22 protein-coding genes are annotated in these 23,211 nt (G+C 42.0%); 7 read left to right on the top strand and 15 right to left on the bottom strand.

Annotation, left to right across the window (positions count from 1 at the left end; all coding sequences use genetic code 11):
• Positions 1-66: 66 nt before the first annotated feature.
• Complete coding sequence (gene sohB, locus CYL31_RS08350) at positions 67-1,110, bottom strand: protease SohB (RefSeq protein WP_430010747.1); 1,044 nt, start codon at positions 1,108-1,110, stop codon at positions 67-69.
• 177 nt (positions 1,111-1,287) lie between these two features.
• On the opposite strand from sohB, the gene nhaB reads away from it, so the two are divergent.
• Positions 1,288-2,790, top strand: coding sequence for a sodium/proton antiporter NhaB (gene nhaB / locus CYL31_RS08345; RefSeq protein ID WP_212918458.1), 1,503 nt, complete (start codon positions 1,288-1,290; stop codon positions 2,788-2,790).
• 93 nt (positions 2,791-2,883) lie between these two features.
• On the opposite strand, the gene dnaQ is transcribed toward nhaB, so the two are convergent.
• The 3 genes from dnaQ to CYL31_RS08330 are packed head-to-tail and all read right to left on the bottom strand — an operon-like array spanning position 2,884 to position 4,774.
• Positions 2,884-3,597, bottom strand: coding sequence for a DNA polymerase III subunit epsilon (gene dnaQ / locus CYL31_RS08340; protein ID WP_212918457.1), 714 nt, complete (start codon positions 3,595-3,597; stop codon positions 2,884-2,886).
• Positions 3,594-4,037: a ribonuclease HI gene (rnhA, locus tag CYL31_RS08335; protein WP_249411739.1), complete on the bottom strand. Its 444-nt coding sequence runs from the start codon at positions 4,035-4,037 to the stop codon at positions 3,594-3,596. The genes dnaQ and rnhA overlap by 4 nt, the downstream gene beginning before the upstream one ends.
• The gene (locus CYL31_RS08330; RefSeq protein WP_212918456.1) at positions 4,034-4,774 is read right to left on the bottom strand and encodes a class I SAM-dependent methyltransferase; all 741 of its coding nucleotides are present in this window, start codon (positions 4,772-4,774) and stop codon (positions 4,034-4,036) included. Before CYL31_RS08330 ends, rnhA begins: the two co-directional genes overlap by 4 nt.
• Before the next feature lie 96 nt (positions 4,775-4,870).
• On the opposite strand from CYL31_RS08330, the gene gloB reads away from it, so the two are divergent.
• The gene (gene gloB / locus CYL31_RS08325) at positions 4,871-5,644 is read left to right on the top strand and encodes a hydroxyacylglutathione hydrolase (RefSeq protein ID WP_212918455.1); all 774 of its coding nucleotides are present in this window, start codon (positions 4,871-4,873) and stop codon (positions 5,642-5,644) included.
• Between the two features lie 54 nt (positions 5,645-5,698).
• A complete protein-coding gene (locus CYL31_RS08320) occupies positions 5,699-7,348 on the top strand; it encodes a lytic transglycosylase (RefSeq protein ID WP_212918454.1) in 1,650 nt (549 codons plus the stop codon).
• Positions 7,349-7,440: 92 nt separating this feature from the next.
• Here CYL31_RS08320 and ppnP read toward each other — a convergent pair whose 3' ends face one another.
• From ppnP to CYL31_RS08300, 4 genes are all read right to left on the bottom strand, one after another.
• Positions 7,441-7,731, bottom strand: coding sequence for a pyrimidine/purine nucleoside phosphorylase (ppnP, locus tag CYL31_RS08315; RefSeq protein ID WP_212918453.1), 291 nt, complete (start codon positions 7,729-7,731; stop codon positions 7,441-7,443).
• A 53-nt stretch (positions 7,732-7,784) separates the two neighbouring features.
• Positions 7,785-8,681 carry a transcriptional regulator GcvA gene (gcvA, locus tag CYL31_RS08310; RefSeq protein ID WP_212918876.1) on the bottom strand — a complete coding sequence of 299 codons (897 nt, stop codon included), beginning with the start codon at positions 8,679-8,681 and terminating at the stop codon, positions 7,785-7,787.
• A gap of 107 nt (positions 8,682-8,788) precedes the next feature.
• Positions 8,789-10,135 (bottom strand): DEAD/DEAH box helicase, encoded by a 1,347-nt coding sequence (locus tag CYL31_RS08305; protein ID WP_212918452.1) that lies wholly within the window; start codon positions 10,133-10,135, stop codon positions 8,789-8,791.
• 86 nt (positions 10,136-10,221) lie between these two features.
• Positions 10,222-10,767 carry a DUF1285 domain-containing protein gene (locus CYL31_RS08300; protein WP_212918451.1) on the bottom strand — a complete coding sequence of 182 codons (546 nt, stop codon included), beginning with the start codon at positions 10,765-10,767 and terminating at the stop codon, positions 10,222-10,224.
• 174 nt (positions 10,768-10,941) lie between these two features.
• On the opposite strand from CYL31_RS08300, the gene CYL31_RS08295 reads away from it, so the two are divergent.
• Entirely contained in the window at positions 10,942-11,901 is a 960-nt protein-coding gene (locus CYL31_RS08295) for a hypothetical protein (RefSeq protein WP_212918450.1), read from the top strand.
• Positions 11,902-11,920: 19 nt separating this feature from the next.
• Here CYL31_RS08295 and CYL31_RS08290 read toward each other — a convergent pair whose 3' ends face one another.
• Positions 11,921-12,928: a glycosyltransferase family 9 protein gene (locus tag CYL31_RS08290; RefSeq protein ID WP_212918449.1), complete on the bottom strand. Its 1,008-nt coding sequence runs from the start codon at positions 12,926-12,928 to the stop codon at positions 11,921-11,923.
• Between the two features lie 110 nt (positions 12,929-13,038).
• On the opposite strand from CYL31_RS08290, the gene CYL31_RS08285 reads away from it, so the two are divergent.
• Both CYL31_RS08285 and CYL31_RS08280 read left to right on the top strand, forming a co-directional pair.
• The gene (locus tag CYL31_RS08285) at positions 13,039-13,749 is read left to right on the top strand and encodes a 3-deoxy-D-manno-octulosonic acid kinase (protein WP_212918448.1); all 711 of its coding nucleotides are present in this window, start codon (positions 13,039-13,041) and stop codon (positions 13,747-13,749) included.
• The gene (locus CYL31_RS08280; protein ID WP_249411737.1) at positions 13,742-14,671 is read left to right on the top strand and encodes an LpxL/LpxP family acyltransferase; all 930 of its coding nucleotides are present in this window, start codon (positions 13,742-13,744) and stop codon (positions 14,669-14,671) included. Before CYL31_RS08285 ends, CYL31_RS08280 begins: the two co-directional genes overlap by 8 nt.
• 71 nt (positions 14,672-14,742) lie before the next feature.
• On the opposite strand, the gene CYL31_RS08275 is transcribed toward CYL31_RS08280, so the two are convergent.
• The 6 genes from CYL31_RS08275 to CYL31_RS08250 all read right to left on the bottom strand — a co-directional run bounded on the left by CYL31_RS08275 (position 14,743) and on the right by CYL31_RS08250 (position 21,389).
• Complete coding sequence (locus CYL31_RS08275) at positions 14,743-15,726, bottom strand: LLM class flavin-dependent oxidoreductase (protein WP_212918446.1); 984 nt, start codon at positions 15,724-15,726, stop codon at positions 14,743-14,745.
• Positions 15,727-15,847: 121 nt separating this feature from the next.
• Positions 15,848-18,196, bottom strand: coding sequence for a fatty acid cis/trans isomerase (locus CYL31_RS08270; RefSeq protein WP_212918445.1), 2,349 nt, complete (start codon positions 18,194-18,196; stop codon positions 15,848-15,850).
• A gap of 203 nt (positions 18,197-18,399) precedes the next feature.
• Entirely contained in the window at positions 18,400-18,999 is a 600-nt protein-coding gene (locus CYL31_RS08265; protein ID WP_212918444.1) for a hypothetical protein, read from the bottom strand.
• Positions 19,000-19,086: 87 nt separating this feature from the next.
• Positions 19,087-19,467 (bottom strand): YacL family protein, encoded by a 381-nt coding sequence (locus tag CYL31_RS08260; protein WP_212918443.1) that lies wholly within the window; start codon positions 19,465-19,467, stop codon positions 19,087-19,089.
• Between the two features lie 11 nt (positions 19,468-19,478).
• Positions 19,479-20,507, bottom strand: coding sequence for a ribosome biogenesis GTPase YlqF (gene ylqF, locus CYL31_RS08255; protein ID WP_212918442.1), 1,029 nt, complete (start codon positions 20,505-20,507; stop codon positions 19,479-19,481).
• A gap of 282 nt (positions 20,508-20,789) precedes the next feature.
• A complete protein-coding gene (locus CYL31_RS08250; protein WP_212918441.1) occupies positions 20,790-21,389 on the bottom strand; it encodes an acyl carrier protein phosphodiesterase in 600 nt (199 codons plus the stop codon).
• A gap of 218 nt (positions 21,390-21,607) precedes the next feature.
• Here CYL31_RS08250 and CYL31_RS08245 point away from each other — a divergent pair, with 218 nt between their 5' ends.
• Positions 21,608-23,137 (top strand): ABC transporter substrate-binding protein, encoded by a 1,530-nt coding sequence (locus tag CYL31_RS08245; RefSeq protein WP_212918440.1) that lies wholly within the window; start codon positions 21,608-21,610, stop codon positions 23,135-23,137.
• Positions 23,138-23,211 lie beyond the last annotated feature (74 nt).

Genomic DNA, 23,211 nt, shown 5'->3' with positions numbered 1-23,211 from the left:
GGCATGCGGCGCATACCACTCTTTTTTTATATCACTACTTTTACAGCGCGAATTCTAGATTATTGACTAATAACCGCGAGACTGGGTAATCTTTCCAACCCAAGATACTGCTTTTTGCTCCAAGGCCGAAAAGAACGACAAACCTAGGCGCTCAGCCATACCTTTTGGCTGCTTATAAGTAACTTGTATTACTTCTGCATTTTCATAATGAGAAACCAAATACGCATCACTAGTCATTACCACATCAATCAGCTTATTTTCTATCGCCTCTGATCCGTACCAAGTATCGCCGGTTGCAATATCTTCAATATCCAATTGCGGGCGCTGACTCGAAACAAAGCGTTTGAACAAACCATGCGTATCTTCTAGATCCTGCCTGAATTTCTCACGACCTTCATCTGTATTCTCCCCCAACATTGTCAAGGTGCGCTTGTACTTACCCGCAGTATGAAGCTCAACATCAATCAAACTCTTATCTAGCAATCTATGTACGTTTGGGATTTGGGCAACAACACCAATAGAACCAAGAATAGCAAATGGCGCTGCAATAATTTTGTCAGCAACACACGCCATCATATAACCACCACTGGCAGCGACTTTATCAACACAAATCGTTAATGGGATATTGGCTTCACGAATACGCTGCAACTGAGATGCAGCCAAGCCATAACCATGCACAACACCACCGCCACTTTCTAAGCGAACAACCACTTCGTCCTGTGATTTGGCAACACTCAGAATAGCAGTGATTTCTTCACGCATGGTTTCAACGGCAGAAGCCTTGATATCGCCGTCAAAATCTAAGACATACAGACGTTTTTTAGCAACGTCTTCAATATCTTTTGGCGCTTTCTTCTGAGCTTTCTTTTCTAGCTTTTCTTTTTTCTTCTTTTCTTTCTCTCGATTCTTAAGAACTTTTTTATCCAACAGTTGATGATCTAACTGCGCCTTCATAGCGTCATAACTTTCATTCAACTTAGTAACAGACAAGCTACCTGGCTGTGACTTTCGCTTTCCACTAGACACTATGGCCAAAAGAAAACCAATAACCAAGGCAACACTTACTAGCTTTAATAAAAAACCAGCATAATCAGCTAAAAATTCCAACATTCTTTTCCTCTAAACAATCATAAGCTCTTGAGATAGTGGGGCTATTTTTATAAATAGCAATATCTTTTACTCATTAATCACTATAGATACTGTTTTCTTTATCCCTTATTATCAGCTAACTTTAAAACATCGTAATACTTTGCCAACACGTTAATGCTTTCCCTAAAGGAGCAATGAATGAAAACAACTTTGTCACATGCGCTTGGCAACAATTTCCTTGGGGCTTCTCCCCTCTGGTATAAACAAGCTGTGATCGCATTTCTTATCATCAATCCTATTGCCGTTATTACGCTGGGGCCTTTCATTACTGGCTGGCTACTGATCATTGAATTCATTTTCACTTTGGCTATGGCCCTAAAATGCTACCCACTTCAACCTGGTGGCCTTATAGCGATTGAAGCAGTATTGCTAGGACTAACCTCGTCAGATGGCGTTTATCACGAAGTCATTAAAAACTTTGATGTTATTTTATTATTAATGTTCATGGTGGCTGGCATTTATTTTATGCAAGGTATGCTGCTTTTCATCTTTAATAAATTACTGATCAAAATACGTTCAAAAGTAATTATTTCCTTAGTTTTTAGTTTTACCGCCGCTATTCTCTCTGCCTTTTTGGATGCATTAACCGTTACTGCAGTATTAATAAGTGTGAGTGTTGGGTTTTATTCGGTTTACCATAAGGTTGCTTCTGGCCAGTCAACAAACAACTCACACAACCACAGTAGCGATGACAACATACTTCCTGTTAATCAAAAAGATCTAGCTGAATTTCGCTCCTTTCTTCGCAGCCTCCTTATGCATGGCGCCATTGGTACTGCACTTGGCGGTGTAGCAACCCTAGTTGGCGAGCCACAAAACTTGCTTATTGCCAAAGTAGCAGGATGGGACTTTATTGAATTCTTTTTACGCGTTGCCCCAATCTCAATGCCAGTATTGGCTTGCGGCTTGTTAACGGTAATTCTTTTAGAAAAAATGAAATGGTTTGATTACGGCGCCCATCTTCCTGAGAACGTAAGAAACATACTGAAAAACTTTGAAGAAGAAGAATCCAAAAAGAGCACAAACAAACATAAAGCACAGCTGATTGTTCAAGGCATCATTGCCATTGTGCTAATTCTCTCTTTGGCTTTTCACGTTGCCGAAGTTGGCTTAGTTGGCCTTATGGTCATTGTGCTACTGACGGCATTTAACGGCATTACAGAAGAGCATCAAATTGGTCACGCTTTTGAAGAAGCGCTGCCTTTTACCGCTCTGTTAGTTGTCTTTTTCACAATTGTCTCAGTAATACATGAACAGCATCTATTCCAACCAATTATTGATGTTGTACTGCATATGCCAACACACTCTCAACCAATCATGTTCTTTATCGCCAATGGCATTTTATCCGCCATCAGCGATAACGTATTTGTTGCAACAGTTTATATTGGCGAAGTAAAAGCAGCACTGGATGCGGGCACCATTACTCGCGAGCATTTCAATACGCTTGCGGTTGCTATCAACACAGGCACTAACCTTCCAAGCGTGGCAACACCAAATGGACAGGCCGCATTCTTATTCCTGCTAACCTCAGCCATTGCCCCTCTACTACGATTGTCTTATGGCAAGATGGTTTGGATGGCATTACCTTACACTGTCGTACTAAGCATAGTTGGCGGACTTTGTGTCACTTACTTACTGTAAGCCTTATCAGAATAAGAAATAGACACATAAAAAAGCCCTCTTCTTAGAGGGCATTTTTTATCTGTTGGATCATGAGCGCACTAAATCACTAATCTAATGCTTAATCCGCCATAACGACTGTCCTGATTTTTTATCAATCAAATCTAGACGCTCTTCATGAAGTTTTAATTCATCTTCACTTGCTCGAATAATCTTCAAAGCAGGGCGATTTTGAGAAAACCGACGAATTTCTTCGACTCCACCTTCCTCTTTGGATTCAGAATCAGAATTATTGGCAAGGCCAAGACTCGTCTGTCCACCTGTCATCAACAAGTAAACGTCAGCAAGAATCTCTGAGTCTAAAAGAGCGCCGTGTAATTCACGATGAGAGTTGTCTATACCATAACGCTTACACAGGATATCTAGATTATTCTTTTGCCCCGGATGCTTTTTACGGGCATAAACCAAGCTATCAAACACACCACAAACTTCTGCGGTTTTAGGAAAGCCACCGATTCGGGCAAACTCATGATCCATAAAGCCAATATCAAACGGGGCGTTATGAATAATAAGTTCAGCACCTTTTATAAAATCAAAAAACTCTTGAGCGATTTCATGAAATCGCGGCTTATCAGCCAGAAACTCGTTACTGATCCCATGGACTCGAAAAGCCTCTTCTTCTACTTCCCTATCAGGATTGATGTAAACGTGGAAATGTCGCTTAGTCAGTTTACGACCAATCATTTCCACACAACCAATCTCGATAATACGGTGTCCTTGTTTTGGGTCTATACCAGTTGTTTCCGTATCAAGCACTACCTGTCTCATGATGCCGCCCTTAATTCATCAATACCCTTATTTGCTAATTGGTCAGCAATTTCATTACCTTCTATGCCAGCATGACCTTTTACCCATTTCCAAGTAACTTCATGGTGCTGGCACTGCTCATCCAAAGCTTGCCATAGATCTTTATTTTTAACTGGCTGCTTAGAAGCCGTCATCCAGCCTTTTCGCTTCCAGCCAGACAACCACTCAGTAATGCCTTTTTGAACATAAGAGGAATCGGTATAGAGTGTTACTGAGCATTTTTCTTTCAACGCCCGAAGACCTTCTATTGCCCCCATAAGCTCCATTCGATTATTGGTTGTGTCGTGCTCGCCACCACATAGGTGTTTTTCATGCTCACCAAAAGTAAGCCAAGCCCCCCAACCGCCAATACCTGGATTCCCCTTACAAGCACCATCTGTGTACATTACGACCTTTTTCACTCTTTCATCTCTTTTGCTGTTGGGTTTGTTAATGGAGGCACTCTAACTCGAGCCCCTGACCAACGAGGTTTTAATGGAATAAAACGCCTTACCTGCTTGGTTGCCGTCATCACGTACACTCCACTAAAAGGCAGTTTTAAAGGCCTTAAAGCTTTATCAATCCAAGTAAAGCGCGACCGCCACTTACCACTCTGTAGTGGCGGCTCATAATAAACAAAACGTTTTGATTCTAAGGTCAAACCTGCCACTTTCAACCAATCTTCTAGACGCTGATGAGCAATAAAGTGCCCACACCAAGGCGCCTTAATTTTTTTGGTAAATAGACGACAGAACCCCCATAAACTCCAAGGGTTAAAACCAACAATAACCAGCTTGCCACTTGGCAATAAGGTTCTTGCCGCTTCCCTTAAATCATCATGAGGAGTGGCTGATATATCCAACGTATGATGGAAAACATGGACATCCACACCATCAGCCTCAAACGGCAGCTCACTTGCCCTAGCAACAATAGTATTACTAGGCGCTCCAAACTCTAAAACTGGCGCGATTAAAATACTTTCGCGCAAACGATGGTTCTGTAAAGAAAAATCCCTAAGAGGAGATTGACTCACTAAATAATAACCGACCGCAGAGTCAAGTTCAGAGGCTATCTCCTTGAGCTCTAATTGCAACAAACTCTCGCCTAGGTTACTTTTGTACCAATTTTGAAAAAATTGTCTTGATTGATCATCCAACATACAATGAATTCTCTATTTAAAACGGCATGACGGTGTATTTATTCTTTTATTGGCGCGTCATATGAAACACAACAAACTCTTAAAAGTAGGCATTTTATGACTATCTTTCCGCTTCCCGCCTTCCAAGACAATTATATCTGGATAATCCAAGATAAAGATAGTTCAGACATCTGGGTCGTGGATCCAGGCAAGGCAGATGTTGTTTTAAATTACTGCCATGAACAGAAAAAGACCTTAGCAGGCATTTTAATTACTCACCACCATAAAGATCACACAGGAGGAGTCGCTGAGCTAAAACAATACTCAAACTGTCCCGTTTATGGACCAGAACACCTTACAGATCTAGTCACTCATCCTGTCGATGAAAACGATCTAATTCAAGTTCTCTCACTCTCATTCAAGGCCATAACAACACCGGGACACACCCTCGACCATCTATGCTACTTTTCAGCACAAGAACCTCCAATTTTGTTTAGCGGCGACACCCTATTTAAAGGCGGCTGTGGTCGCATAATGGAAGGCACACCTGAACAAATGCTAGCCGCGATGATGAAGATCTCAGACCTGCCAGATGATACGCTAATTTATGGTACCCACGAATACACCCTGGCCAACTATCGCTTTGCACTTTCAGTAGAGCCAGCCAACCAAGACCTAATAGAAAGCAATAATGCGAGTCAAAAATTACGAGCTGTCGAAAAACCAACCTTACCCACAACACTTAGCTTAGAGAAAAAAACTAACCCCTTCTTAAGAAGCCATATAGATGCTCTTAAAGTTCAAGCAGCACAACAACTTAACGAAATTCCAGCTGCAAATTCTGTTGCTGCATTCAGCCAAGTTAGACGCGCCAAGGATAGTTTTAGTTGACCTATTGCGCTACAACCTTAAAATGTCGAAACTTTACTCAATTTTGTGACCTAAATGATATATAAAATTTTATGGGTTTGCCTTGCCAGCCTAGCACTAAGTGCGTGCCAAACCACCTCAAAAGTAGAAAGAAATAACGCGTCCTCCGATCTTATAGATTCGTCTGAAGAGACCGATGTTGTAGAAGCAGATACAGAACAGTTAGGTTTCATTGATACAGTTCCTCCTATTGATGAATCCGCAACAGAAGACACAATTCCTACTGAAGAACCTGCTATCGCTGCCACCAAACCAAAAGCACCAGAAGACATTTGGGAAAGGGTGCGCGCAGGATTTCAACTAGATTTAGACATAGACCGCCCACGACTGTCATCACAGTTACGTTGGTTTAGCTCCCACCCATCGTATTTAGATAGAGTTTCAAAGCGTGGTGAACGCTACTTATACTATATTGTTGGCGAACTCGAAAAAGCCGGCATTCCAACTGAAATCGCTTTATTACCTATCGTTGAGAGTGGCTTCGATCCTTTTGGATACAGCCATGGCCGCGCCTCTGGCCCTTGGCAATTCATCCCATCTACGGGTCAAATGTATGGACTTGATCAAACTTGGTGGTACGACGGCCGTAGAGATATTATTGGCTCAACTCAAGCCGCGATTGCTTACTTAACGCGTTTAAATAAAATGTTTGATGGCAATTGGTTACATGCCCTTGCCTCTTATAATTCTGGCGAAGGTACCGTATTAAGAGCGATCAGAAAGAACAAGAAAGCAGGTAAACCGACCGATTTTTGGTCTCTGGACCTCCCTAAAGAAACTCGAGCCTACGTTCCAAAGCTGATTGCCCTAGCAAAAATCATTAAAAACCCAGAAAAGTACAACTACTCAACCTACTTCATTCCAAACAAGCCATATTTTGATGTCGTCAACATTGGCGGCCAACTCGATCTAGCGCAGGCTGCGGACATGGCTGGAGTAAGTATAGATGAGGTGTACTTGCTGAACCCAGGTTTCAACCAATGGGCAACCTCTCCAGATGGCCCTCACAGACTGTTAATGCCAGTTTCAAAGTCAAAGCAATTCAGAACCAAACTAGCAGAAATTCCTAGCAAAGAACGAGTTACTTGGGTCCGCTACACAGTAAAAGCTGGCGACAACTTGCTTCTCGTTGCCAAACAGCACAATACGACAGTCAATGTTCTGCAGGACGTCAATAAGATCTCCACCACTATGATTCGTGTTGGACAAGAACTGATGATTCCAGTTGCTGGCAATAATATAGAAAGCTATACACTTAGCTCTCATCAGCGCTTATTGGCCAAGCAATCTCATGCACCAAACCGCAATCGCATAAAAATAAACTACACGGTTAACTCCGGTGATAGCTTATGGCTCATCTCAAACAAATACGGAGTAGATAGCAAGACACTGGCTCGATGGAACAACATGGGGCTTGCTGATCCACTCCTACCAGGCAAGAAACTCGTTGTCTGGCTAGAACCTAAACAATCAGAAAACAGCACACGCAGCGTGATGAAGAAAGTGGTCTACACCATTCGCTCTGGTGAATCATTAGCTGTTGTGGCCAATAAATTCAAAGTGTCTGTAAATGATATTCGAGATTGGAACCCAAAGGTTGGCAGTAAAAAATACGTTCAACCAGGTGACCAAGTCACACTACTAGTGAATGTCGTTGGCGGTTAACTCTTTTTTACCTCCACAAAAAAGGGCTGATGAAATCAGCCCTTTTTTTTATGCGTTACATATCAGAAATACAACCAATACTTTAAGCAGCATTACTCATAGCGACAAAGATAAGCAGTCGTTTCCGCGACTTTCAATTGGAAAGTCTGGTTCGCCTCAACAATAAAAGTATCACCCTTAGCAAAGGTCTTCCAATCACTTTCTGTCGGCAATTTAACAGTCAAAGCCCCAGATACCACTGTCATATATTCTCGCTGACTGGTACCAAACTCATACTCACCAACAGCCATAACACCAACAGTGGATGTGCCTTCAGCATTATCTAATGCAATAGATTTAACTTGATCATCAAAATAGCTATTTACCTTTAACCCAGTGCTCATATACAAGTTCTCATTTACGTTTTAAAAATATATGCTGTATCAACTAAATACATTTACGTATTTTTGTTGCCAACCATCTCTTCAATAATCCATTCTTTAAAGGCCGACATGGCAGACGTCACGGAGCGTCGCTTTTCATAAACCAAGTAAAAGGATCGCGCCGTAACCAAAGGCTGGTCAAACAACACCTTTAAGGTACCTGCTTCAATTTCGGGCATAACCAGATCCACATTGGACAAGGAAATACCTAAACCTTGAGCTGCGGCACCCGCTGTTAACGAACCACTAGAGAACATCAAGCCACGACGAAACACCTTTGGGTCCAAGCCGTTTTGCTTAAGCCAATCATGCCATTCATCTTTGCGTTTTGTAACATGAAGCAAAGGATAAAAACGCATATCTTCTGGTGTATTAATCGGTTGATCTGGACGAATTAGTTTTGGATTACAAACAGGAGAAAGCTTGGCTGGCGTTAGAAAAAGCGACTCCACATCATCCCAATCGCCGTAGCCGAAATACACTGCCATATCAATATCACCAGCAGAAAAATCAATTAATCCTATCGAAGAGCTTATCTCAATTTCAATGTCTGGGTATTGCTGCTGAAAACTTTCCATTCTTGGCATTAACCAGCGAGTAAGAAACGCTGGTGCAACGGCCAAGCGAAGAGATCCCGATTTTTGCTTACTTTTAAGCTCTGCAGTGGCGTTTTCCAACTGTTCAAAAATACTTTTTATTGGCTTTAAGTAAGACTCCCCAGCTTCCGTTAAGATCACTTTACGTTTAGTTCGACGAAATAACTCAAGGTCTAGAAAACTTTCCAGACCTTTAATTTGATGACTAATTGCAGAAGGTGTGACAGACAATTCCTTGGCTGCCTTGTTGAAACTGCCATGGCGAGCGGCAGATTCAAAACACTTCAATGAATTTAGTGGGGGTAAACGATTAATAAGCTCATCTCCAATAGATAAGGAAGATTAATCAATAGCGTGAATACAGCTCACCTGTCAATTAATAAAATCTAACCCTTTAGATAATTAACAAAAAACAACAAAGACTATTCGTCTTCATCGCCAACATTGTCTGGCGCAGCAAAACGCTTAGGTGGCAATTTAAACGCATCAAAACCATCTTGCTGATTATCATGGAAGCGCGCTTTACCTGCTGGCTTTTTATTCGTTTTCTTAGGTGCCTTCACTGGTGCTTTAGAACTGTTCTTCTTGCTAGCTTTACTAACAGGCTTAGGCGGAAGCAAACCTTTAAACTTAGGCTCAAGACCTTCAATAGATTCTGTTACAAAGGTCTTTTGCAGGAAAACCTCTATTGCTTTGAAATTCACCCAGTCTTTAGGCCCAACCAAAGAATAAGCATCACCTTTAAATCCAGCACGACCAGTACGACCGGTTCTATGAACAAACTCTTCGGCTTGCTTTGGCAAATCAAAGTTAAAAACATGAGACACACTGGCAATGTCCAAACCACGGGAAGCGACATCGGTACTTACCAATACATCAAACTGCCCTTTCGCAAAGCTTTCCATAGTTTTATTACGAGCACTTTGAGACAAGTTACCATTCAAAGCTTGAGTACTTAACCCCCAACCCGCAATGATCTCGGATAAACGCACGGTATCAGTTTTCGTTGCCGTAAAGACAATGGCTTGTTTAATGGTTTGGCCCACTAACAAGTGTTTCAGCAAGGCTTCTTTATGATCCAAATGATCGCACAGCAAAACATGCTGAGAGATATCGGTGTGCTCATCAAAACCTTGACCAATAGCAACTCGTGACGGCTCTCGCAAAAGCTCACCAGCGATTTCACTTACTTCGGTATTATCTAGCGTTGCAGAAAAGAACAAAGTTTGACGCTGACGATGACTTGCTGCCGCATTAATAGCTCGCATTGCATCAGCAAAGCCTAAATCCAACATACGATCCGCTTCATCTAAAATCAGCAGTTCAAGCCCTTCCAGAAAAACGTGACGCTGCTTTAAGTGATCAACCAAACGACCTGGTGTCGCCACAATAAAATGCGGGTCTTTTTGCAAGGATTTATGTTGATCATTAAAGTTCTCGCCACCTTGAATCAAGATAGAGGTAAAACGGCTCGCGGCTAACAAAAGTCGCAATTGAGCAAAAACCTGCTTTGCCAACTCGCGAGTTGGCACTAAAATCACTACTCGTGGATCACGCTTAGACAAAGCTTTTTTCTTGTAAACTCGATGTAACGCAGGCAAAAGATAGGCAAGTGTTTTTCCCGAACCTGTTTTTGACGACGCCAACAAGTCTCTACCAGCCATTGCTTCTGGAATAGCACGAGCTTGAATCTCAGTTGCCTCATCAAACCCCAAATGGCCAATGGACTTTAAAATGCGATTATCAAAACCAAATTCTTCGAATAACAAACAAACACCCCTTCAAAACTAAAATACTACGCGAACAACGCGTCACGTCTAATTCGCGCATTATAACCTAGACGGGGGCAAATTCGTTATGCATCTTGCATTAAAAGATAGCTTTTACCGGCGCTTATTATCCCCATACCAACACCTTTCGGTGTCTCGACCTGTTCAAGGCTTTCGGCAATACCATAAAACACATTTCGCCCTACCAAAGCCTTCATACCATAACGCATTGAAACATAAGGCCGCTCTTCTTCCTTATACCAATCCATCCAAAGATCGCAATCAATCCCAAGCACCAGAACATCGTCAGTTTGCGTCACAAATTCTATTGCTCGACCAAGTTCGGTCTCTATCCATTGCCAACGAGTAACAAGAAAAGGAGCATCCTCAACTTGAATTCGAACCTTCTCGACAGGCGTTACTAAAAAATGCTCACCATTTTCAAACCACAATATTCGGCTAAACATAGTTACCATTGAAGAACGCTTTATCCTGCCACCTTCATGAAACCATTCACCATTCGCTTTAATCAACATATCCATATCACCGCAGAAAGGTGGTTTCCAATTATGCACAGGTGGCAGGCTAGAAGACTCTGCCTCAGAAAGACCTTTTAATTCTATATTTGACATAATCCCTCTCTATAAGATTAGCGCGCCTCACTTCATCAACAATATTATTCAACTTCCAAGCAAAGCCTTGAATTCATTTCACTGTTAGAATAACGCCAACAAACAAACATCACGAGACGCAGACCAAAACCTTTGTACAATATTATCTGCCTCGTCTACATAGAGTGTGACATTATGAAATCGGAATTAGCAAAAAAGCTTCAAGATCCTAGTCGAGGCGTTTACTTCATTGGCACAACACCTCCAAAGTCCTCTCTTGGAGAAGAACAACTAGAACAAGTAAGCCAAAAGCTACTTGAGCGCCTTGATAATATCGACGTCGATGGTTTAATCGTTTATGACATTCAAGACGAAACCAGTCGCATTGACAAGCCACGCCCTTTTCCTTTCATGGAAACCCATGACCCACGAGCTTGGTCAAAGCGCCTTCACCAACAATCCGATAAACCCGTAATTACTTACAAATCTGTCTCATCACGTAGCTCTGAAGAATTTTCCGGCTGGTTAACCGAAGCATGGGAGCAGTATGGCATTCGTGATTTGGTACTGGTTGGCTCACCTTCTTCAAATGGTGATATTAAACTGCCATTGCCACAAGCTTATGAAACCCTAAAAGCATCACCTCATGAGTTTAATCTTGGCGGTGTGACCATTGCAGAACGTCATGCCAAAAAAGGTGACGAGCATTTACGCCTATTGAAAAAATCCGAGTCAGGTTGTGAGTTCTTTATTTCACAAGCCGTTTATAACCACCAAGCGACCGCCGACCTAATCAGCCGCTACGCAAGAACCTGCAAAGAAAAAGGCGAAACACCTAAACGTATCATTTTGACCTTCACACCATGTGGTAGTGCCAAAACACTTGAATTTATGGAGTGGTTAGGAATTTCCGTACCAGATGCGACTAAGCACCGTATTTTAGATGCTCAAGCGCCACTAGAAGAGTCTATTAAAATTTGCCGTAACGCATTAGAACAAATCATTGAAACCGCACTACCACTTGATGTTCCACTTGGTTTAAACATCGAAAGTTTAACCAACCGAAAAGAAGAAATTGACGCCTCTATCCAGCTTCACAAGCTGCTAAAAGCGACACTAGATCTTAAGCTTGCTGAGCAGTCTCTGTCTAAATAGTCTTTCTAAATTGGATGCGCTAAATAAGCGCATCCAATTTAGCTAAAACCTGCTCAACCTGAATATACTGCATAGCCTTAGGATCATGCACAGTCGTCGCCCAAGGCAACTCGCTTACAGGCTTGTTATATTCCTTCTCAGCAAGCTCCTCGTAAACACTAACGACATTTTCTATATCACTATAAGGCCCAGTACGCTTCGGATTGGAAAGCGCATACAAACCCAATACTGGCGTTCCAACCAAAGTGGCAATGTGCGCAGGACCAGTATCTGGACTTACCACTAGTGAAGCACCTTTAATGAGAGTACACATAGCCTCAACCGAAGTTTTACCTACCAAGTTAATAACACCATCAATGTCAGCCTGAATGTCCTGAGAAAAAGTCACTTCCAATTCAGACGGCCCACCGGTTAAAACGGGCGTTAAACCTTTTTCTAGAATGCGTTTAACAACCGCCCGATTTCCTTCTAATGTCCAGTTCTTTTCAATTTTAGAGCCACAAGGATTCACAACCACATAAGAGTCAGGTAAATCAAAATCGATTTCAGGTAGGGTTAATTGACATGGAAAAGCAACGTCCGTAACACCCAAAACACTGGCGACGGACAAAAAAGAGTCTAGTACATGGTAGCCTTTAGGCTCTGGCGCCAATTCATTCACAAACCAATTTTGTTTTTCACGCGACCGAGACAAAGAAAAACCAATACGCCTCTTCACCTTGAGCATTCGTGTCAAAACGCTCGATCTTGATGACCATTGCAAATGCAGTAGCGCGTCAAATGTGACATTTTTAAGTTTTGCTCTAAGCTCAAACATGCCAGAAAGCCCACTTTTTTTGTCATACTCGATAACGTCAACACCTGCTAGTAAGCGCACCAATCTAGCTTCCAACGGAGATGTAATCCAAGTAACCTTAGCGGTAGGATAAAGCTTCATCATAGCTTGCACTACGGCCACCGCATGACACACATCACCTAACGCAGACAATCGAACCACTGCTATTTGTTGAATATCCTGTTGTTGCATGTCTTCCTCATTAAGGCTGCTTAAACTTGGCAAGTATTATAGAATAGTCCCCTTTGAATGTGTCCAAATTTATAGACATTACTAAGACCACATTATTTAAAGCGAGCAAAATGCCACAAGCCATCAAAATATCGCCCAATACAATACTGTTAAAAAGCGACCCTACATTACCGCTATCAGAGGCTTGGTTTGATCCAGAATTCTGGCAGTCACAACAAGCAGTAACTGGAACAGGAAATGGCCGAGGCGCAGTCTGGTTTATCAACAGTCAATTTGGAAAGTTTGTCATTCGACGCTACCGTCGAGGCGGACTCATCGCCAAGTTCAACAAAAGTCACTTTTTTTTTACTGGCCAAAAACTCACACGCCCTTGGCTTGAACTAAGTTTATTAGAGTATATGCGTTCGATAGACTTGCCCGTTCCACACCCTATTGGCGGCCTATATATTCGCGAACAAGGCTTTTATCGCGGCGAGTTACTGACACAAACAATAGAAAACGCAAAAGATCTTTTTGACATTATTAAAACGGGAAGCAGCCATACCTTAAACTGGCAAGAAATTGGAGCTGTGGTTAAACGCTTCCACGACGAAGGTATTTATCACTCAGACTTAAACTGTCATAACATTATGATTGATCAAAACAACAAGGTTTGGCTTATTGATTTTGATAAATGCGAGCAAAGACCTCAGGATGAGAAATGGAAACAATCAAACATTGATCGATTAAAGCGATCGTTGGACAAGGAGTCCAACCTACACAATCAATTCAATATTTCTGATGCGCAATGGCGCAACTTTTTGGAAGGCTACCGTGGCTAAAAAGATATCAACTCTAGACAAAAGCATCACTAACTACCTTGGCCCAAAACACTGGCTAAGCTGGTTCGCAATGGGAATCGCCTATTCACTAAGTTTCTTACCTTGGTCACTACAACAAGGGCTAGGAAAATACCTAGGCCGTACATTGCACGCTATTGCCAAAAGACGTCGCCACATATGCGATGTAAACTTACAAATTTGCTATCCAGAAATGAGTGAGAGCGAACGAAAAGCACTGACCAAAGCACATTTTGAAAGCATGGGAAAAGGCACTGTTGAAACTTTTTCCTCTTGGTTTCAGAGCCAGAAAAAGTTTCAATCACGAATCACTTTTGAAGGGAAAGATGTGGTAGAGCGAGTATTGGCTAAAGGCCGCGGCTGCATCCTGATTAGCGGCCATTTTTCTTCTCTCGACTTTTGCGGAAGCCAAATGCCGCGCTTTATCGACGCTCATCCTATTTATAAATTACAAACCAACCCTGTAATGAACTGGGTAATGGAACGCCAACGCAAAGCAATTTTTTCTAAAACCATCGAACGCACCAACATGCGCGAAGTACTAAAATCTCTCAAGCAAAATAAAGCCGTCTGGTACGCCGTCGACCAGGATTACGGTAGAAAAAACTCTGTCTTCGCGCCTTTTTATGGCCGCCAATGCGCAACCATCGCTCACATTGGACGCATAGCGAATATGACCAATGCACCCGTTGTACTTTACGACTATGGAAGAACGGAAAACGGCTACCTTCTAAAGTTAACCGAAGTCGAAAACTACCCAAGCCAAGATGATGTTGAAAACGCGACTAGAATTAATGAATTGATGGAAAAGGTTATAGCACCTAAAAAAGAACAATATTATTGGACACACAGACGCTTCAAAACTCAGCCAATAAAAGGCGACCCATCACCTTACGACAAATAAAAAAAACCACTGGGAGACACAAACTTCCAGTGGCTTTTTGATACATTTTATAGACTGTCACTCTTTTTAAGTTACAGACTATCTCTCACTTCAGCCATCAAACGCAATGATTTTAATCTTGCTTCAGAATCATGGATTGGCATAGAAATAATCAACTCATCAACCTTTGTTGAATCAATAAAACTCTCTAACTGAAAGGCAACAGATTCCTTTGATCCTACAATAGCGTACTGCAACATATGCTCAACCATGTGCTTCTCGCTCGGCGACCATATGCTATCCATACTATCAACCGGTTTTGCAAAAGGAAGGTTTCGGCTACGACGCAAATTAACGAATTGCTGCTGAGCAGAGGTAAATAAATATCTCGCCTCTTCGTCTGTATCCGCTACGACAGCCATGACTCCAGCCATGGTATGAGGTTTAGAAAGTTGTTCGGAAACTTTGAAGTTACGACGATATACAGTGAGCGCTTGAATTAATTGATCAGGTGCAAAATGCGAAGCAAAGGAATATGGCAAGCCAAATTCAGCAGCAACCTGAGCACTATATAAACTCGAGCCCAACATCCACAAAGGCACATGAGTACCGCGACCGGGAACAGCCATAACCCCCTGATCGCCATCACCTAGCAATCGCTGTAACTCCAAAACATCATCTGGGTAACTATCAACAGAAGCGTCCATATTGCGACGAAGTGCTCTTGCTGTTTGCATATCTGTACCTGGCGCTCGCCCCAAACCTAAATCGATACGACCAGGATAAAGCTCTGCCAAGGTACCAAATTGCTCAGCGATAACTAGAGGGGAGTGATTCGGTAGCATGATACCACCCGAACCAATGCGAATCTTTGAAGTTGCTGCGCCAAGGTGAGACAACACAACAGAAGTTGCTGAACTTGCCACACCAGCCATTCCATGATGCTCAGCCAGCCAAAAGCGCTCATAATTAAGCTCTTCCGCTGCAACCACCATACGACGACTCAAAGCCAAGGAATCAGCAACAGAATGCCCCTCAGCAACAGGCGCTAAATCCAGTATCGAAAATGGAACCATAGTACTTACCTAATAAATAAAGAATATTCCTACTATTTAGGACTCATAAGCGAAAGTTACAAGCACTCAATCATGCAGAAAATGCAGAAGCGCTTATCCCTTTCACTAAGAGCTAATATTCCTACCTATTTTCTAAGCGGTTATAATCCAAAATGCCACTTTCTCTTGGGCGATCTATTTTATTTAAATTGCCAATTGCATCACTCACAAACCAAAAATTAGGATGAGTGCGACGAATACCGAAGCTATCCAAAAGAGCTGAATAGTCTTCTTTTGTCTTAAGATTCGCCACTTGGTTTGCCCAATTAATCAACTCACTTTCTTCAACCTGCATCAGAACATTAGGGTAATCACCTAAAACGCCCTTCACTAAGGTAACACCATCCTCTTCAGGCAGACGCGTAGCCTCTTCATCTAATAAACTTGAAATATTAGCGTGAGCTTTGTTATGAATCATACTGATAACATCAAGCGGAACGCCCTGCTTAGTCACTAACACGGTCGCTACATTAGGCAAGTTAACCAAACCGCCACCGCGTACTGCTTGCAGTTTATATAAAGCATTACGTTGATCCAGCGTCAGCTTGCTTTGCTCTAAGTCGTAACTATGATCAAGCACTGCAGATAACTTATCCCGAAGCTTTTCATATAACTCAGACTGATGATCATCCGTCTTATACTGAACCTGCGTTTGACTATCTACTTTAATGTAATCACTAAATATATAGTCCTTTATTGTTTGATTTACATCTCGGTACCAATACTTTCGGATCGACTCGCGATCTTCTTTTGGAAGTAGAAGCAAAAAGTTCATTTCCCCTTCCATGCGCAAAAAGTCCATATATAAACGTGTCACTAATTGATGGCCGACATTGCCATACACATCAAAACCTGCAACCAACAAGTAATGAATACGCTCTAGCAACGGATAATCAATCACCCAAGCCGTTTTAGGGTATTGACCAACCATCCCCTTTACAACTGACGCATTGTCAAAATGGCGAAAAATGGTTAGGGCCGCATTCTGATTATTTCCATCTCCATCCCAAATAACACTCAAATCTAAAGGAATAGTCTTACCGACTTCTTTTTCAATTAGTGCCGCTTTAGCGGATAGGTAGGACTTTTGCTGCTCAGAAAAAGTAATCCAAGAGGTCGGTGACAGGGTGTTACTAGAACCAATAGCAGGTAAATCTAAATTCTGCACTTGATCTTCTAAATAATCTGCGGAGCCTTTGTTATAAGCAACTTCAGGATCAAGAAAATACACCCAAAACTGTTCATTAATCACATTAACAGCAACCTGCCCACGACAAACCGGCCCTTTAATAAATGACATGATTGTTTTTTGCGAATGATCCAGCAAGAAACGATAACGCCCATAGGCCGGAATTTCACGAAAAGTTTTAAAAGGGTTAGTAGCCACTTCAGGCGCATAACCAGGATCTCTTGTTACTTCATAATCCTCCCCATAAAAATAAGACTGCCAGCGAGCATATCTCGCCTCATCTAATTGCATAGGGATATGGTTTTTTTGCACTTTGACTTCTGGGTCAGCCCAAAGTCGATAATAAACATGATCTACGCCCGGCGGGTCATAAGGGCGACGTGTAGCAATGCGATCGATTGGCTCGCCTGGTGGCGTTTTGGAACGCACTAGCTGAAAACGAAATTCTTCCCCATCACCTAAATATAAACTGTATAAATAGAGGTGCTCAAAGATATAACGAGAAACCAATCGACCTTTTAAATCATCACCGTTTAAACGTGACTCCCATAAAGCCACTTGCTGCTGTAGCTTGATAGGCAAAGGCTTAGCGTCAGGCATCTTTCCACCTTTTGCCAACCAACGAGTCAATACATCATATTCATCCGCACTAAGCGCCGGAAGACCATAAGGCATCCCCCAATCAGGGTAATCCTGCTCAAACTGCTGATAGTTTTCAATGCTGACGCACTGCTGATCACGAGCAAGTGAGAAGTCATAGCTATCCGGCAAAACAGGCTGAGTAAAATCACCTTGTTTCGCTCGTAGCGCAATCGCTCGATATAATAAACTGCCTTGCAAATTAGCAGAAGGTGATTGTTCTCGTTCGTTTAAGACAGGGTGAAAACCTTTTGATCGCCATTCATCGGTACTTTTTGCATCAATAAACAAACGTGTTGGAGAAGCGGCCAATAGACGGGTGCCGTCATAAACAAGGTCTTTTGAGCCTCCTCTCTCAATACCTTCGGAGGCGGTAAATTTCAGTTGGCATGGCGCATCGTAACAAGCATGACAAGAAACACAGCGACTATCTAGGATAGGTTTCACTTGTTCATTATAAAACGCAGTATCAGTATCACTAACCTCAGCGACACGATTTTCGGGACTTTGTGTCCCAAACATATTATCGAATTGATGTGTTGCATAGGCCGCACAGCCAGAAATCAGCAAAAGCGAACAAAGAAGGGTTAACCACCGAGACATAAAAAGGTTCCTCATTTTCCATTTCATCTTATTCGCGAAGCACTCCATCCCTATAATGTCACAAGATCACGGCCAGCCAGACGGTATAAATTATTTTAGACCTTTATAAAAAAAACGAGTTTATAAAGGCTATAAATGTAAATAAAAAAACGCCCATAAGGCGTTTTTTAAACTAAACGTTCAAAGAAAGATAGAATACTAGGTTATTCGTCGTCTACTATTCCGTCATCTGGATAATTATCCGATAACTCATAAGCATCGTCGCCCATATCATCGTTTGCTAGTAGCAAAGCATCTTCATAAGCTCCGCCAAACTCAATACGAGTAATATCGTATAAATCGTATTCAAACGTGTCATCAAACCAACGTGCATCTGAGCCGATTTCTTCTAATTCATAAGTAACAGCATCAGCGCGAACAACGCGGCCAATCTCACAGCTATCTGGTTCAATTTCTTCACGATGAAGCGTGACCAAACCAAATTCTTCGCTGATATCGATTAACAATACCGCTAGGTCTTCAAGCTCAACTTCAGGATCAACCACCTCTTCACCACGAAGCGCCAATACTTTTTTCTGAAAATCATTAAAGGGAGCCGGATGAGCAAAGTCACTAATGTCCTCTAAAAAGAGAATTTGATAGCCATTAAGACGAACACTATCATCCACTAATTGGAGCAAAACCATTTCTTCGTTGGCATCCACAACAAAACCGTCAGTCCAGCCATCTGGTCCATCCAATTCTTCACGAAAAATGCGAACAACATTATTTCGAGTGCGGGCTTTTTCCAATTCGATGAGCATATCGGCTCCCTAAAAAACGTAAAAAAATAAACAAGCGCTAGTTTAAACCCAGCCAGCGCAAGGAACAACTATCCTAACACTTTAGAATTACTGCAACACTTCATGCCAATTTTCGATCATGTTAATCAGATCTTCCAAGCCACATTCTGCTTGAATACCATCGGTCGACGTTTGATAAAAGCTTTCTTGAGTATCAAACATCGCTTTTATTTCTTCTTCTGCTGAGTCTAGATCGACTTGTCGAGAGACTGACACACCTTCTTCGCTCAGAATAACATCAAAAGGGCCATGCTTAAATTCCGTGGTTTCTTTCTCTGTTTCTGCTAAACGAGCCGCCATTAGCACTCGTTGAATACTTTCTAAATCACGTACGTATTCAGATACCCATTCGCCAATTGCAGCAAATTCATACCCGGTATAAATACGATAAACATTTTCGTCCTGATCAAAGGCAATTTCATAATCCATGACCGTGAACCTCACTGTTTGTCATCTATGTTCTCATCTTGCTGAATAGTTTGAGCTTGTTCTGTTGATTCCGCTTGTTCCAGTGATTGAGCATTACGATAAGCGCGATTGTTTGCTTGCTGACGTTGTGGAACAGCGGCCGCCAATCGAGCTTGCCTTTCGGCTTCTTTTTTCGCCTTAGCTTCTTCAACTAAACGCTCTTCATGAGCAATCATTTCCGGTGTTTCCATGACATAAGGACCAATAGCGCCAGTTCTTACATCATTTAAAAATACTTCAGCTGCTTTATGCATATCGACTTTACCGCCTGCACGTAAAGCGCCACGCTTAGAGCCAATCACCTTCAGCACTTCATACGGGTCTGCAGAGATTTCTTTCAATTTATAACGTGTTGTCAGCGACTCTAAATAATCGGCGATAAAAAATTTCAAGCCCGCCAAAGCCACATCTTCATAATCAATTGCCGTATCGCGAACGGCACCTGTTACAGCCAAACGATAGCTAGCATCAGGGTTTTCAATTTTTGGCCACAAAATGCCAGGCGTGTCTAATATCTGAAAGCCATTTGTTACTTTCAATTTTTGCTGCGACTTAGTAACAGCAGGCTCATCACCAACTTTTGCCACTCGACGACCCAACAAGGCATTCATTAAGCTGGACTTGCCAACATTAGGAATACCAGCAATCATGGCTCTAATCGGTTTTTCAGCACTGCCTCGATGAGGAACCATCTGGCTCACCCACTGGCTTATTCTACTTACATCTGCTTTGTCTAGCGTGGAAAAAGGATGAGCTAAAACAGACTCATTACCACGCCAGTGCTCTAACCATAAGTCTAGTCTAGCTTTGTCAGCTAAGTCTTTTTTATTCAAAAGACGAAGAACAGGAACATCTCCACGCAAAGTATTAAGCATGGGGTTCTGGCTGGAATCGGGGATACGGGCATCCAATACCTCGATAACGATATCTACTTGCGTCATGACTTCTTCGATTTCTCGACGCGCTTTATTCATGTGCCCTGGATACCACTGAACGCTCAACCTAACTCCCCTATTCTAACCAAGTCTTTTTCGGTGGCGGATTCTACCACAAGTTCCCACAAGAGAGAGATAAAATACTGTGCACCTAACTCTCATATATTTATTGGACTTTTATTGAAGTGATCAGCTCGAATCTGACCTACATCAAGGTGACTCAGCAGAAAATATCTATACTCGTCCATTCCAGATAGACAAAAGCAAGGAATCTGCACCTAGCTTAATTGGCTTATCTGGTTGTTCTCTCGATCGGGCCCGCTATGAACTAATAGCAAAAAGGCCCATTTAGCCGAGGCTGTGTGTGGCCTCGGCTTTTTTCATTTCTTGCTTAACATAATCCAATAAATCTGGGTATAAGACTAAAAACGGTGTTTCAGCCTGTGCGATTACATTAGGCAAGTCATCGACAAAACCTTGTAAATGCTCTCCATGCTTCCAACGCCGCATGATAGAACGGATTGTCCTATCTACACCGTCAAGTGTTCCTAAATTTGATAGCCAGTTTTCATATTCTAATGAGCTAATCATATTTTTCAGACGCTCTGGACTACGATCTTTATCTTTCACCAAACCAATAACAGCTTGTTCACAAAACACATCCAACGGAACAGTACTAAATTGCGTCCAGTTTTGTATTAACCAATAGTCCATAGCAATGTCTTGTACAATACCGGCAAATCTCCGGCGTCCTTTTCGAGGCATAGAGCGAAAAAACAAACTTGCTTCATGCTTATCCACCATCACATCTACTTTTTGATGCAAACGCCAGCCGGCTAGCAAATCTGCATCTAAATGACTTGCGTCAACAGGAAAATCACCAAGCAAATTACCTACCCACGATGTATTGGTAATTGCAGCAATATGGAGGTGCGCAAAATAATTCATATCCACCTATATTGTTAAGCTGATCATTTAAATAAAACACATTTCAACTTTAATTGTGTTGAAAACATCTAGTCTTGCTGTCTTTTTACTCATTTTTTTGCAAAAATGCAGGGTCGTCCATATGGTCAAGATTTATAAGTGCTGCGTTAGAATCTAGGCATCACTAAATGCAAACCATCGCACTCCACAAGCCACACTTAACAATGAGATCTGAGATAATGAAGAAAAAGGTTATTATAGCCTGCTGCTTGGCTCTACTCTTATGGAATAAAGCAACAGCAACGACGCTTAAAATGGCCTTTGGCGCAGATCCAGTTTCCTTGGACCCACACGAGCAACTGTCAGAAAGCACATTACAATTTTCCCACCTTGCCTTCGATCCTCTACTGCGCTGGAAACAAAACGGTCAATTTGAATCTCGTCTGGCGACAAAATGGGAACGCATAGACAATCTAACAATGCGCTTTTATTTACGTAAAGATGTCACCTTCCGAACAGGTAATGCCTTTTCAGCTAAAGACGTTGTTTATACGATTAATCGCTTAAAAACATCGCCTGACTTTCGTGCTATGTTTGACACAATAAAATCTGCTTCCATAGTCGACGACTATACAATCGATGTTCACACCACTTACACCAATCCATTACTACTCAACATCATGACGTACGTCTTTCCAATGGATAGGCTGTTCTATCAAGACAAAGACCAAATTGTTAAATATGGAGAAACATTTGCTTCTCGAAATGTGTCAGGAACTGGCCCCTTCATACTAGTCGATAGAGAACTGGGTAGTCGTATGGAGCTAAAACGCAACCCAAATTACTGGGACACCGAATCAATTGGCAACGTAGATAAAATCATATTAACTCCGATTCGCGCCGACTCCACTAGACTTGCAGCGCTGCTTTCAGGCGATGTGGATTTTATCTTCCCTGTTTCACCGATAGACATAGAACGGACAAAAAAAATAAAAGGCATTCAACTGGTTACACTACCCAGTACGCGTATTTTATTGCTCCACATGAACCAGCAACGCCGTAAGGAATTTAAAGACATCAGGGTTAGAAAAGCCATAAACTTAGCCATTAACCAAGCGTTAATCGTTGAAAAAATATTAAAAGGATATGCCACACCAGCAGGACAATTAAGTCCCGATCGTTTTCTTGGCCATCTCAACAACTTAGAACCAGAATACGATTTAACGAAAGCGTTAGCACTAATGAAAGAAGCGGGATATGAAAAAGGCTTTCGTATTAGTATGATGGCGCCGAACAATCGCTATATGAACGACGAAAAAGTCGCCCAAGCAATCACCGCCATGCTGTCTAGAATCAACATCACGGTCGATTTAAAAACACTTCCTAAGGCTCAATATTTTAAAGAGTTTGATAACCGCAGTGCAGACATGATGATGCTAGGCTGGCAGTCAGACACGATGGATTCAAACAATTTATTTGAATTTATTATCGCCTGCCCAGATGCCAAAACCGGAATGGGGGCTTATAATGCCAGCGAATATTGCAGGCCTTATATTGACGATGACATTCGTCAAGCAAACAGGGAAATGAATCCTGAAAGACGTCTTCGTCTTATGCAGCAAATAGAACGGACCTTGTATAATGATGCAGCCATTGTGCCATTATATTGGCAATCTCTTACTTGGGCAGCCAAAGATAAAGTTAAAATACAAGACATAGTCAATGACCAAAACTACCCCCATATAGGAGATCTATTCATTGCAGAATAGTGAGTATAGCGAATTCTTTATGGGCTTTTACCAAGAGAACATCACCTCAATGACGAGTGGAAATACCATCACCC

The sequence above is a fragment of the Marinomonas sp. A3A genome (assembly GCF_018336955.1).
Classification (GTDB): Bacteria; Pseudomonadota; Gammaproteobacteria; order Pseudomonadales; family Marinomonadaceae; genus Marinomonas; species Marinomonas lutimaris.
The sequence above is the reverse complement of the archived record's forward strand: the minus strand, read 5'-3'. Positions and strand labels throughout refer to the sequence as shown.

Bases quoted from the DNA above. Each gene is read 5' to 3' on its own strand.
- sohB (WP_430010747.1), bottom strand. From the start codon at position 1,110: ATGTTGGAATTTTTAGCTGATTATGCTGGTTTTTTATTAAAGCTAGTA.
- nhaB (WP_212918458.1), top strand. From the start codon at position 1,288: ATGAAAACAACTTTGTCACATGCGCTTGGCAACAATTTCCTTGGGGCT.
- dnaQ (WP_212918457.1), bottom strand. From the start codon at position 3,597: ATGAGACAGGTAGTGCTTGATACGGAAACAACTGGTATAGACCCAAAA.
- CYL31_RS08330 (WP_212918456.1), bottom strand. From the start codon at position 4,774: ATGTTGGATGATCAATCAAGACAATTTTTTCAAAATTGGTACAAAAGT.
- gloB (WP_212918455.1), top strand. From the start codon at position 4,871: ATGACTATCTTTCCGCTTCCCGCCTTCCAAGACAATTATATCTGGATA.
- CYL31_RS08320 (WP_212918454.1), top strand. From the start codon at position 5,699: ATGATATATAAAATTTTATGGGTTTGCCTTGCCAGCCTAGCACTAAGT.
- ppnP (WP_212918453.1), bottom strand. From the start codon at position 7,731: ATGAGCACTGGGTTAAAGGTAAATAGCTATTTTGATGATCAAGTTAAA.
- CYL31_RS08300 (WP_212918451.1), bottom strand. From the start codon at position 10,767: ATGTCAAATATAGAATTAAAAGGTCTTTCTGAGGCAGAGTCTTCTAGC.
- CYL31_RS08295 (WP_212918450.1), top strand. From the start codon at position 10,942: ATGAAATCGGAATTAGCAAAAAAGCTTCAAGATCCTAGTCGAGGCGTT.
- CYL31_RS08290 (WP_212918449.1), bottom strand. From the start codon at position 12,928: ATGCAACAACAGGATATTCAACAAATAGCAGTGGTTCGATTGTCTGCG.
- CYL31_RS08285 (WP_212918448.1), top strand. From the start codon at position 13,039: ATGCCACAAGCCATCAAAATATCGCCCAATACAATACTGTTAAAAAGC.
- CYL31_RS08275 (WP_212918446.1), bottom strand. From the start codon at position 15,726: ATGGTTCCATTTTCGATACTGGATTTAGCGCCTGTTGCTGAGGGGCAT.
- CYL31_RS08270 (WP_212918445.1), bottom strand. From the start codon at position 18,196: ATGTCTCGGTGGTTAACCCTTCTTTGTTCGCTTTTGCTGATTTCTGGC.
- CYL31_RS08265 (WP_212918444.1), bottom strand. From the start codon at position 18,999: ATGCTCATCGAATTGGAAAAAGCCCGCACTCGAAATAATGTTGTTCGC.
- CYL31_RS08260 (WP_212918443.1), bottom strand. From the start codon at position 19,467: ATGGATTATGAAATTGCCTTTGATCAGGACGAAAATGTTTATCGTATT.
- CYL31_RS08250 (WP_212918441.1), bottom strand. From the start codon at position 21,389: ATGAATTATTTTGCGCACCTCCATATTGCTGCAATTACCAATACATCG.
- CYL31_RS08245 (WP_212918440.1), top strand. From the start codon at position 21,608: ATGAAGAAAAAGGTTATTATAGCCTGCTGCTTGGCTCTACTCTTATGG.